Annotated in this window: 13 protein-coding genes; 11 read left to right on the top strand and 2 right to left on the bottom strand. The window is 29.7% G+C overall.

Annotation, left to right across the window (positions count from 1 at the left end):
- From Q0C22_RS08350 to Q0C22_RS08390, 10 genes are all read left to right on the top strand, one after another.
- The coding region (locus Q0C22_RS08350) for a helicase-related protein (RefSeq protein ID WP_291493689.1) at positions 1-747 on the top strand (747 nt) is incomplete at its 5' end.
- A gap of 25 nt (positions 748-772) precedes the next feature.
- Complete coding sequence (locus Q0C22_RS08355) at positions 773-1,495, top strand: ABC transporter ATP-binding protein (protein WP_291493691.1); 723 nt, start codon at positions 773-775, stop codon at positions 1,493-1,495.
- Positions 1,492-2,454, top strand: a complete 963-nt coding sequence (locus Q0C22_RS08360) for a SufD family Fe-S cluster assembly protein (RefSeq protein WP_291493693.1) — start codon at positions 1,492-1,494, stop codon at positions 2,452-2,454. The genes Q0C22_RS08355 and Q0C22_RS08360 overlap by 4 nt, the downstream gene beginning before the upstream one ends.
- Positions 2,454-3,659: a hemolysin family protein gene (locus Q0C22_RS08365; RefSeq protein ID WP_291493695.1), complete on the top strand. Its 1,206-nt coding sequence runs from the start codon at positions 2,454-2,456 to the stop codon at positions 3,657-3,659. The genes Q0C22_RS08360 and Q0C22_RS08365 overlap by 1 nt, the downstream gene beginning before the upstream one ends.
- Complete coding sequence (locus tag Q0C22_RS10500) at positions 3,652-3,876, top strand: PP0621 family protein (RefSeq protein WP_367172135.1); 225 nt, start codon at positions 3,652-3,654, stop codon at positions 3,874-3,876. The genes Q0C22_RS08365 and Q0C22_RS10500 overlap by 8 nt, the downstream gene beginning before the upstream one ends.
- A 3-nt stretch (positions 3,877-3,879) precedes the next feature.
- Positions 3,880-4,527, top strand: a complete 648-nt coding sequence (gene fsa / locus Q0C22_RS08370; RefSeq protein ID WP_291493697.1) for a fructose-6-phosphate aldolase — start codon at positions 3,880-3,882, stop codon at positions 4,525-4,527.
- Positions 4,511-5,086, top strand: coding sequence for an RdgB/HAM1 family non-canonical purine NTP pyrophosphatase (gene rdgB / locus Q0C22_RS08375; protein ID WP_291493699.1), 576 nt, complete (start codon positions 4,511-4,513; stop codon positions 5,084-5,086). The genes fsa and rdgB overlap by 17 nt, the downstream gene beginning before the upstream one ends.
- On the top strand, positions 5,083-5,598 hold the full coding sequence (lptA, locus tag Q0C22_RS08380; RefSeq protein ID WP_291493701.1) for a lipopolysaccharide transport periplasmic protein LptA: 516 nt from the start codon (positions 5,083-5,085) through the stop codon (positions 5,596-5,598). The genes rdgB and lptA overlap by 4 nt, the downstream gene beginning before the upstream one ends.
- Positions 5,599-6,975 carry a glutamate--tRNA ligase gene (gene gltX / locus Q0C22_RS08385; RefSeq protein WP_291493703.1) on the top strand — a complete coding sequence of 459 codons (1,377 nt, stop codon included), beginning with the start codon at positions 5,599-5,601 and terminating at the stop codon, positions 6,973-6,975. It abuts the gene before it with no gap.
- Positions 6,972-8,051 carry a glycosyltransferase family 4 protein gene (locus Q0C22_RS08390; protein ID WP_291493705.1) on the top strand — a complete coding sequence of 360 codons (1,080 nt, stop codon included), beginning with the start codon at positions 6,972-6,974 and terminating at the stop codon, positions 8,049-8,051. Before gltX ends, Q0C22_RS08390 begins: the two co-directional genes overlap by 4 nt.
- Here Q0C22_RS08390 and Q0C22_RS08395 read toward each other — a convergent pair.
- Positions 8,044-8,808, bottom strand: coding sequence for a hypothetical protein (locus Q0C22_RS08395; RefSeq protein WP_291493708.1), 765 nt, complete (start codon positions 8,806-8,808; stop codon positions 8,044-8,046). The two genes, Q0C22_RS08390 and Q0C22_RS08395, sit on opposite strands and share 8 nt — an antisense overlap.
- A 131-nt stretch (positions 8,809-8,939) precedes the next feature.
- On the opposite strand from Q0C22_RS08395, the gene Q0C22_RS08400 reads away from it, so the two are divergent.
- Positions 8,940-10,481 carry a glycosyltransferase family 39 protein gene (locus tag Q0C22_RS08400; RefSeq protein ID WP_291493714.1) on the top strand — a complete coding sequence of 514 codons (1,542 nt, stop codon included), beginning with the start codon at positions 8,940-8,942 and terminating at the stop codon, positions 10,479-10,481.
- A 125-nt stretch (positions 10,482-10,606) separates the two neighbouring features.
- Here the strand turns inward: Q0C22_RS08400 and Q0C22_RS08405 are convergent.
- Positions 10,607-10,913 (bottom strand): hypothetical protein (locus Q0C22_RS08405; RefSeq protein WP_291493716.1); only part of this gene is annotated, 307 nt, incomplete at its 5' end.

Raw genomic sequence — 10,913 nt, forward strand, 5'->3', positions numbered from 1 at the left:
ATACGTCCAACCGGTCTTATGGATCCGGAAATTGTTGTAAAACCAATGGATAACGCCATAGACGATTTATTTTCTGAAATTAAAAATAGTACAAAAGCAGGATACAAAGTGCTGGTTACTACTCTTACAAAAAAAATGGCAGAAGATGTTAGCGAATATTACAATAATTTAGGTCTTAGGGTAAAATATATGCATTCAGAAATCGATGCAATTGAGCGCGCCAAAATTATATGGGATTTAAGAAACAATAAATTTGATTGTTTGGTAGGTGTTAACTTGCTAAGAGAAGGCCTTGATATTCCGGAAGTGAATTTAGTGGCAATATTAGATGCTGATAAAGAAGGTTTTTTAAGAAGCAAAACAAGTCTTATACAAACAGCAGGAAGAGCAGCCAGAAACGCTACATCCAAAGTAATTTTTTATGCTAACAATATTACAAAATCTATGCAGGAAGCAATTAATGAAACTCTAAGGAGAAGAAAGATTCAAGAAGACTATAATATTAAAAATAATATAACCCCAACCACAATAATAAAAAATAAAAATAGCAAAGTTTTAGAGATGTGTGATTTAGATTATTTAGAAAATCCTCAAATTGACAATGTAAAAAAGAAAGATATACCAAAAATTATCAGCAAGCTTTACAGACAGATGAAAGAAGCATCCCAAAAAATGGAATTTGAAAAGGCAATTGAGTATAGAAACGAGATTGAAAGATTAAAGAAACTTGACATGGAGTTGGTTTAGGATACAATTAAAATCAGGAGGTATTATGCTTAGATTAGAAAATATCAAATATTCTCGCAATTCGAAAGAAATAATAAAGGGTGTCACTATAAATTTTGAAGATAATAAGATTACATCTATTATAGGAAGCAACGGTGTAGGAAAATCTACACTTGCTTATATTATAATGGGTTTGTCGGATTATAAGCCAAATGATGGCAAAATTTATTTAGATGATAAAGATATAACAGATTTCAGTATTACTGAGCGAGCCAGATTAGGTATAAGTTTGCTGTGGCAGGAACCTGCCAGATTTGAAGGTTTAACTGTAAAAGATTATTTGAGTCTGGGCGGAAAAATAAAACTCGATATTATAAAAGATGCATTAAACCTAGTAAGATTGAATCCAGATGTTTATCTGAGTCGTTATGTAGATAAAAAGCTATCTGGAGGCGAGAGAAAACGGGTTGAAATTGCTAGCTGCATTTTGTTAAAACCAAAGTTTTTAATTATGGACGAACCAGATTCTGGTATAGATTTAATGAGCCTTGATATGATAGTTGATATTATGAAGTATTTGAAAGATAATGGCACAGGTGTTATAGTTATAACTCACAGAGAAGAGATTGCAACTCACAGTGATTATTCTTATCTAATTTGTGATGGTAAAGTTTTAAAAAGTGGTGTATGTAGCGATATTATTGATTATTATAGAAGTACATGTGATCTATGTGATAATGTCAATGCACCAAAGGAGAACCTAATATGATTGATATAGTAAAAGCATATGAAGATGAATTCAATCAGTTAGTTGAGTTATATGAGAAAAATACAAACGATAATTCTTTAAAAAACAAAGGTGTAGCATCTATAATTGTTAGTGGAAATAAAGTTGTTGGCTTAAATACGCTTAAAGGAATAGATGTAAAATCTAAAACACGTGGCGATGGTGTCGTAATAATTGATGTTGATATACAAGATAACACAGTAATTCCCATACCTGTTCATTTATGCACAGGTTTTTTGGAAAAAAAAGGCGAACAGTTGTTGCAGTTTAACTACAATATTGGCTCCAATGTTAAAGTTAAGTTTAAGTCGCATTGCATATTAACAAAAATTGAAAAGCTGCATCATAAAATGATCTCACAAATGTATATTGGCAAAAACTCATTTGTTACTTACGAAGATGAACATTTTCATGATGAAAATGGAGGAATATTTGTAGAGACTATAACATATGCAAAGCTGGATAAAAATGCATTTTTTCAAAGCAAATTTTATGCTACAAAAACCCGCATTGGCAGGATTAACGTGGTTATGGATTTCGACTTGGATGATTATGCCAAAGCTGATTTAGAAAGCAAAATTTATGGCAAAAAAGATGATAAAATAGATATCCAGGAGATTTTAAGATTAAATGGACAGTACTCATCAGGTATTGCAAAATCATCCATATTTGCAACGGATTCCACTGAAGCAAATGTAATAAATGAAGCTTACGGCAACGGTGCTTATTCTAAAGGCCACATTGAATGCAATGAGGTTGTAAAAGGCTCTAATGTTCTTGTATCAACAGTGCCTATTTTAAAAGTAGTAAATGAAAAATCTGAATTGACGCACGAAGCAAGTGTTGGACGCATTAGGCAAGACCAGCTTGATATTTTGATGTCAAAAGGTTTGGATGAAGAAGAAGCAGTAAATATAATTGTAAATGGTTTAATTAGTTAATGATTTCCTTTTTTTTAGTTTGCATTATTGTACTTACTTTGCTTGAAGCTATATTTGATGGAGCAGAAATCGGAATTTTATCCCTAAACCCAGAACATATAGACTCAAAATCAAAAATTTCTTCAATAATATTAAATTACACAAAAAATCCACAAAAATTACTATCTGCTGCACTCGTGGGCACTAATGTCAGTCTTGTAGTATCTTCTTATATCGGAGCTTACCTTAGTGAAAAAATTTTCAATAACTCATTTGTTGCTATAATTTTTTTATGGCCAGTGGCGGTTATCTTTGGTCAGATTCTACCAAAGATACTATACCGCAATTACCCTATTTTTTTAACAAGAAAAACTATTCTTGTGGTATATATTTTTAATTTAATTTTTTATCCAATTATTACTTTGATGTTTTATCTATCAAATATTTTGCAAAAAAGTTTTTCTGATAAATCAAAGCAAAGCACACCTACACGAGATGAAATTAAAATGATTGTAAAAAGCAAATATTTTAAACGAAATATTTCTGATTTAGAAGCCCATATGATTGATCAAATTGTATCATTTAAAGAAAAAAAAGCACAAGAAATAATGATTCCTTTAAAAAAAGTTTTTATGCTTGAAGAAAATCAAACAATAAGTGATCTAGCTTTTGCTAACAAAGATAATGATTATACGAGAATACCAATATTTAGAGAAAGGGTTGATAATATTGTCGGTATTGTAAATATATATGATTTAATTGATGCAAAGCCAGATGAACCACTTAAAAAATATGCACAAGAACCAGTGTATTTTCCCGAACATACGCTTGTTGAAAACATATTTTTAAAAATGAAAAGAGATGGTTTGAGAATGGTGGTTATAGTTGATGAGTATGGTAGCTGCAGTGGTATTATAACCATTGAAGATTGTCTGGAAGAAATTTTTGGAGAAATAGAAGATGAATACGATGTAGCAGAACACAAAATTATAAATACAAAAGGTGGATTTTTAGTTGATGCGGACATTGAAATTGAAAAGATCAATGAAGTTTTGGCTTTAAATATTGAGAAAGTGCCCGAGTATGAAACACTAGGTGGTTTTTTGCTTTACAAGTTTGGCTACATTCCTCAAAAAGGTGAAAAGATTATTCATAATAATTTTGTATTTGAAATTAAATCTCGAGATAATAAGAATATTAAAAAGGTGCTAATAAGAAATGCTTAAATTATTTTTGCTTATTTTATTTGTCATTTATATTTACTATGTTATAAGAAAAAAAAGAAAAATAAAGCAAAACACCAATGATCTCCAACTGGATGAACTGGTGAAATGTGAGAATTGTGGCATATACTTTTCAAAAAAGAAAGCAATTCGTTACAAAAATTTGTTTTTTTGCTCTAAAAAGTGTAAAAAACAGTATGAAGATAAGGTAGGGAGGTAAAAAATGAAATTTTTTTTGGACACAGCAAATTTAGACAAAATTGTTTATTTTACAAGTTTAGGATTAGTAGACGGTGTTACCACAAACCCATCTTTGATTGCAAAAGAAGGTAAAGAATTTTTACCAACAATTAAAGAAATTTTAAAAATTGTAAATGGTCCGGTTAGTGTGGAAGCCATAGGTTCCAGTTCTATTGAAATGATTAAAGAAGCAAGAGAGTTTTCTAAGTTAGCTAAAAATGTAGTTGTCAAAATACCATTTACTAAAGAAGGTATCAAAGCAACACAAATTTTAAGCAAAGAAAACATTAAAGTTAATATGACTTTGATTTTTAGTGCATCCCAAGCATTAATTGCTGCTAAATCAGGTGCAAGCTATGTAAGTCCTTTTATCGGAAGACTTGATGATATCTCTTTTGAAGGCATTGAGTTAGTTGAGCAAATAAAAACTATTTTTGATAATTACAATTTTAAAACTGAAATCATAGTTGCAAGCGTGCGAAGTCCAAAACATGTAGTTGAAGCAGCTGAAATTGGAGCAGATATTGCAACAATACCACCAGAAGTTCTTGAGTTGATGTTTGGACATCCTTTAACAGATGTTGGTATAAAAAAATTTATGAAGGACTGGGCAAATGCCTTTAGCACCTAAAATAATCGTTGCAACATCAAATGAACATAAATTAAAAGAAATAAAAGAAATTTTTAACGATTTTAATGTTGTTGGAATGTCAAAAGATTATTTAGCTCCAGAAGAAACAGGACACACATTTTGTGAAAATGCTTTAATAAAAGCAAAAAGTATTGAGCATTTAGGTGAGATTGTGCTAGCTGATGATTCTGGTATTGAGGTGCAGGCATTATTAGGTTTGCCTGGCATATACTCTGCACGCTACTCTGGTGGAAATGATTATCAAAACAATCAAAAACTTCTTGAAGAGCTAAAACATCATGCAAACAGGAAAGCACGCTTTGTTTGCTGTATGGTAGCAATTGTTAATAAAAAAACAATTAGTGCAGAAGGTATACTTGAAGGTACTATTGCATTCGAACCAAAAGGCGAAAATGGTTTTGGCTACGATCCAATTTTTATACCTTCTGGATTTAATCAAACATTAGCAGAACTTGGAAGCGATATTAAAAATAAGATTTCTCATAGAAAAAAAGCACTTGAGCAAATAAGAAAAAAGATTATGGAAAATTTAAAATGAAAAAAATATTAATTTTTATTATTGGTTTTTTTATTTTCACAAGTTTATCATTTGCACAAAATTCTATTGAAAACGCTAAAAAAGAAAAGGTACCAATAAACATAACGGCTGATAAGCTAATAGCCCAGGAAAATATTGGTTTGTATACATTTATTGGCAATGTTGTGGCTAAAAGAAAAGATGCAACGCTTTATGCAGACAAGATGGATGTTTATAAAGACAAAAATACTGGCGATGTGTCAAAGATTGTATGTATTGGCAATGTAGTTATAACACAACCAGGTAAAGTGGCCAAAGCAGACGAAGGAATTTATGAACTTAAAGACCAAAAAGTTACATTAATTGGCAATGCATACGTTAAAAGTGGCAAAAATGTCATAAAATCTAATATGATTGTTTATTATCTTGATAGGAAATACGCGGTAGCGCAAGGCACAAAAAATGAGCGCGTTGATGTAACAATTTACCCAAATGAAAAACAAACTTCAAACCAGACAAAGGAGCAAAGATAAATGGTAAGGCTTAGATTTGCCCCCTCGCCTACTGGACATTTGCATATTGGTGGTTTAAGGACAGCGCTTTACAATTATTTATACGCCAAAAAGCACGATGGTGCATTTGTTTTGAGAATAGAAGATACAGATCTTGAGCGCTCAAGTCAGGTATATACTGAATCAATTCTCGAAGCTTTAAAGTGGTGTGGTCTAAATTGGGATGAAATATACTACCAAAGCCAGAGAACCCATATTTACCAATCATATATAGACAGTATGCTAAAAAATGGCACAGCCTACAAGTGTTATTGTACAAAAGAAAGACTTGAAGAACTAAAAAAAACACAGATGGAAAAAGGTGAAAACCCGCACTATGATGGATTTTGCAAAAATATTAAAGAAGATTTAAATAAACCTTATGTTGTAAGAATAAATTTGCCACAAAAAGATGTGAGTTTTGTTGATAGTGTGCATGGAGAGCTTAAGTTTTCTTACAAAGAATTTGACGATTTTATACTACAGCGTTCTGATGGCAGTTTTATGTATAATTTTACAAATGTAGTAGATGATATAGATATGAAAATCACTCATGTTATAAGAGGAGACGACCACATAACAAATACAGCCAAGCAATTGTATATATATGAAGTTTTAAGTGCTAAAGTTCCTCAATTTGCACACATACCGATGATTTTAGGACCAGATAAAAAAAGACTTTCAAAAAGACATGGCGCTCAAAGCGTGCTAGAGTATAAACAAATGGGTTTTTTGCCACAAAGTTTACTTAATTATCTGGCTCGTCTTGGATGGTCATCTGGTGATGAAGAAATCTTTAGTATGCAAAAACTACTTGAGTTATTTGACTTAGAAGGGCTTAATAAATCACCAGCTGTTTTTGATCAAAAAAAGCTTTTATGGCTAAATGGTTACTATATAAGAAACACTCAAGCAGAAGAATTACTGAATTTATCGTATGATTTTCTTAGTCAGAACTGTAAGTCGCATGAAAAAAAGTATTTAGAAAAAGCAATTGAAGTTATGAAACCTCGTGTTGAAACTTTAGTTGAGCTTGCACAATCAATTGAGTTTTTTTGCACAAGACCGATTTTTTATGAAGAAAAAGGTATCAAAAAGTACACCAACCAAAACACAAAGCAGATTTTACTTGACTTTATTGACAAAATCAAAAACATTGAATTTACGCATGATAATTTTCAAGCTCTAATAAACGATCTGGCATCAAAATACAATGAAAAAGTAGTTAATGTAGCTCAAGGAATAAGGATAGCTCTAAGTGGAAAAAGTGCAGGACCTGCCCTATTTGACATGATAGAGATTATGGGTATTGATGAATCCATTTATAGAATAAAGCAGTTTTTGGAAAAATTAAGTTGAAGGTTGCTATTGTTTTAGGCTCAATTCCTTATGGTGGTATAGAAAATCTGGTTTATGATATAGCACTTTACTCAAAAAGTTATAATGATTTGGAATTGAAAATTATAAATATTGCTGGTATTGGTGAAAAACTTGGTGAGTTTTATGATGCAAAAATTGATGTTTTAAATATATGTAATTCCACGAAAGATTTAAAAGTTTACAAATTATCTACTTTAAAAAAGGTAAAAAAAGTTTTTAATCAATTAAAACCGGATATAGTTCACACAATGAACTTTAGTGCTGATTATTTTTCTAAATTGGCTTTGATTGGCTCTAAAACACCAATTATAACACATATCCACAACACAAAAATAGAAGGACACCTTCATAGAAGACTGATTAATAGATGGCTATCTTTCAGGACCAATCTTTATATATCCGTATCAAAAGCAGTGTACGATATGGTTGAAAAATTTCACAATATATTTAAAAGAAAGCATATTGTTTTATATAATGCCATAAATCTAAATAATTTCAAATGGATTAAAAGGACATACCCAAAAAACCACTTTAATATTGTAACGACAGCAAGGCTTATGCCACAAAAAAACTTAGATAATTTAATTAGAGCTTTTGCCAGAATTCATAAAGAATATAGTAACACCACGCTAACTATTGTAGGTGATGGAAAAGATAAAGCTAATTTAGAAAATCTCGCAAAATCTTTAAATATAAATGTATTTTTTGCTGGTTACCAAAAAGATGTATCAATTTACCTGTATAAAGCAGATTTGTTTGTTTTACCATCAATTTACGAAGGTTTTGGAAATTCACACATAGAGGCAATTGCTACAGGTTTGCCTTCAATTGTTTCAAAAAATGTACCAAGCATTGAAGTTACAAAAGATTGCACACTGATTTGCGATACTGATGTTGAAAGTATTTACAATAATATAAAAAATATTATATCAAATCCTACTCTTTACGAAAAACTGTCAGGCAATACAAGAAGTGTTGCCAGGCAATTTGACATAGAAGTCTACATTGAAAATCTCTACAATATTTACAAAAAGTTGTTATCCGGCACTATATGATAATATCTACATAACTTATGGTTTTAAGTGTTTCAATTGATGGTTTGTCTTGTTTTAATATGATTTTTATAGGTATTTTAACATAATCTTCAAGCTCTTTTTTGCAAGAATAAAGCAATTCATACGAGCTTTTATCATAAACACATAAGTTTGCCCACATAAACTCCATTTTTGTTATATCTATTTTTATTAACCCGATGGGTGTTTCACTGAAAATTGTCAGTGTTTGCCTTAGTTTTTTTTGTTTTGTAAGTTTTTTTCTAGATTTTACGTAAAGGTTGAATTTTTTAGTTTCAATATAATAAGCTATTGCAATAAATACATTTTCATTTATGTGTATATTATTGTTTAATAAAGCATTTGAAATGGTTTCAAACGATGTTTTGATGTAATTGCCAAATGTTTTTTCATCAACATTTTCAAGTGTAGATTTTGCAACATTATCTAAAATTACTTTGTTAACTAAATTGTCCATTGTCTTTAAATTTAAGTTTTCTTTTGAGTCAATGTTTAAAATTTTTAGCTCAACAAAAGGCTCCAGTTTAGTTACAAGCAATTTAAGAGTGCTATCTTTTTCCAGGTTTAGGTTTGAGAAAGCTTTTATATTATTACCTTTAATATTTACAGTAGTCTGGCTATTTTCTACATTAAGCACTTTGGCATTAACGACCTCGCCTATTTTAAGCAGTTCTTGTAAATTTTTTAAGTTTATTGAGTCAATCTGGAGTTTTATTTCAGAAATATCACCAAAATTCATTCAAAAAATTATATTAAAAAAACTCCTTTTTAGCAAGTAAGATTATTAATAATTTGAAATTTTTTTAAAATTTTCTTGACAGATAGAATGTGATATTATAAAAAAAATTGTAATTTTTTAAAGTTTTTTTTATGTTTAAAACTAATTTTAGTGATAAAAAAAGATATTTTGCTTTAACTTTAATCTATATAGTGCTAATTGTGTTGTTTTCTTTTAGAGCACTTTCTGATGACAATGAAGGCTTATATGCAAATATAGCATTAAATATGCTTAAAACCTCAAATTTTTTAGTTCCGCACCTTGATGGACTTGTATATTTAGAGCAACCTCCGCTATTGTACTGGTTAAGTACTTTATCATTAAAATTATTTGGTATATCAGAATTTTCTGTAAGATTGCCAGTAATTTTGGCAGGAGTCTTATTAGTTATTTTTTCCTATTTTTTTGTAAAGAAATTTTTGAATAGTTTTTTTGCATCTACTTTAGCAGTAGTAATTGTAAGCCAGATTTGTTTTGATACGTCGATAAGTATGCTTATGTTTGATATGTTGCTAACTTTATTTTTTAGTTTAGCGATGTTTAGCTTTTATATGGGCTATAAGCTTAATAATAAATACTACAGATTATTCTACATATTTTTAGCTTTGGCAATTTTTACGAAAGGGTTTGTATCGTTAGTTTTAGCTTTTTTGATTTTAACTCCATTTATAGCAATAAAAAAAATAAAACTTAAAGATCTTCATTTAATGTTTGGTTTTTTTGTTTTTTTGATATTGTCTATCTGGTTCGTTATTGTAAGTATTAAAATTCCGTCTTTTTTTTACTATTACTTTATAAATAATCAGGTTTTGCGTTTTTTGGGTAAAATGTATCCAAATGATACTATTAAAGGTCCTGTTTATTTCTATGTTATTAGACTGCTTGGATGTGATTTTCCATGGTCGTTGCTTTCTATTTTTGCAATCTATAAGCTGATTAAACTAAAACTTTACAAAGATGATTTTAACCTTTATATGTTGCTATGGTTTTTTGCAATATTTATATTTTTTTCATTGTCAAGCGGTAAAGCAAATTATTACCTTTTGCCAGCAATATTTCCTATAGCTTATTTTGCTACATATACAATTTTTAATGCTAATTTGAAACCATTTTATTATGTTTTATTAGTAGCTGGTTTTTTATTGTTAAGTGGCAGTATTTTGGCTAAACTTGGTTATATCAGATTTACAGATAATGCCTATATTGAAAAACTGCCTTTAATTGAGTTATCATTTGCTATTTTTATAATATATTTTTTTGCTTTTTACAAAAAGAATTTTTTAGTAGAAAGTATCGCTTTATCAAATATTGTTATTTTAATATCCATTTATTTGTATTTTTCATTAAATGTCAATAATTTTAGTTCAAAATATAACATAGTAGTGTCTTATAGTGATTCTGATTATGTTACCGTAAGCTATGTTCAGAATGCAGAAATAAATGGCGAATTATTCAGGAGTGATTATTTCTATGGCTCCGGTTTCATTTACATTTCTTCTTTTAGGGATTCTAACCTGATTTATGGTAACTATAATGGTTTCATCCTTTTACCTTTTAATATTATTGGAGTAGGACTTCTTATTCTATTTATGTACATAACATCCTACTATTTTAGGAAGAAAGTGAAATATTAGTGTAGAAATTTTCATCTCTTAACATAAAATTCCTGATCCGTCCGAATTGATAAATTAAGCAAGATAACCCCATTACTAAATTTCTGCAGAAGATATAGAATAGTAAATCATCAGGTCTTTTAGCATTAAAATCTCAGGTGATCCTTTCTGAATAATCCATCCCATCGGTATTTGTAAGAAGATGGAAGTGGTACATTAATTGAATTAGTGTTAATTATAGGCCAGCTTCCATAAACATTGTTCATAGATGATATAATCAAGATTCCGTCTGAAATCATTACTTTAAGCCTACTATCAGTATACCATTCACTAAACTTATTCAAGCTCACATTATTTATGGGCTTGAAATTGTTGTTATTGTAGTCATAAATATAGACTGTTGAAAAGAGTATTGCCAATACAACTGCCAGTACTTCGATGATGAATAATTTA

It is taken from the genome of Desulfurella sp. (assembly GCF_023256235.1).
Lineage (GTDB): Bacteria > Campylobacterota_A > Desulfurellia > Desulfurellales > Desulfurellaceae > Desulfurella.

Bases quoted from the DNA above. Each gene is read 5' to 3' on its own strand.
- Q0C22_RS08355 (WP_291493691.1), top strand. From the start codon at position 773: ATGCTTAGATTAGAAAATATCAAATATTCTCGCAATTCGAAAGAAATA.
- Q0C22_RS08360 (WP_291493693.1), top strand. From the start codon at position 1,492: ATGATTGATATAGTAAAAGCATATGAAGATGAATTCAATCAGTTAGTT.
- Q0C22_RS08365 (WP_291493695.1), top strand. From the start codon at position 2,454: ATGATTTCCTTTTTTTTAGTTTGCATTATTGTACTTACTTTGCTTGAA.
- Q0C22_RS10500 (WP_367172135.1), top strand. From the start codon at position 3,652: ATGCTTAAATTATTTTTGCTTATTTTATTTGTCATTTATATTTACTAT.
- fsa (WP_291493697.1), top strand. From the start codon at position 3,880: ATGAAATTTTTTTTGGACACAGCAAATTTAGACAAAATTGTTTATTTT.
- rdgB (WP_291493699.1), top strand. From the start codon at position 4,511: ATGCCTTTAGCACCTAAAATAATCGTTGCAACATCAAATGAACATAAA.
- lptA (WP_291493701.1), top strand. From the start codon at position 5,083: ATGAAAAAAATATTAATTTTTATTATTGGTTTTTTTATTTTCACAAGT.
- gltX (WP_291493703.1), top strand. From the start codon at position 5,599: ATGGTAAGGCTTAGATTTGCCCCCTCGCCTACTGGACATTTGCATATT.
- Q0C22_RS08395 (WP_291493708.1), bottom strand. From the start codon at position 8,808: ATGAATTTTGGTGATATTTCTGAAATAAAACTCCAGATTGACTCAATA.
- Q0C22_RS08400 (WP_291493714.1), top strand. From the start codon at position 8,940: ATGTTTAAAACTAATTTTAGTGATAAAAAAAGATATTTTGCTTTAACT.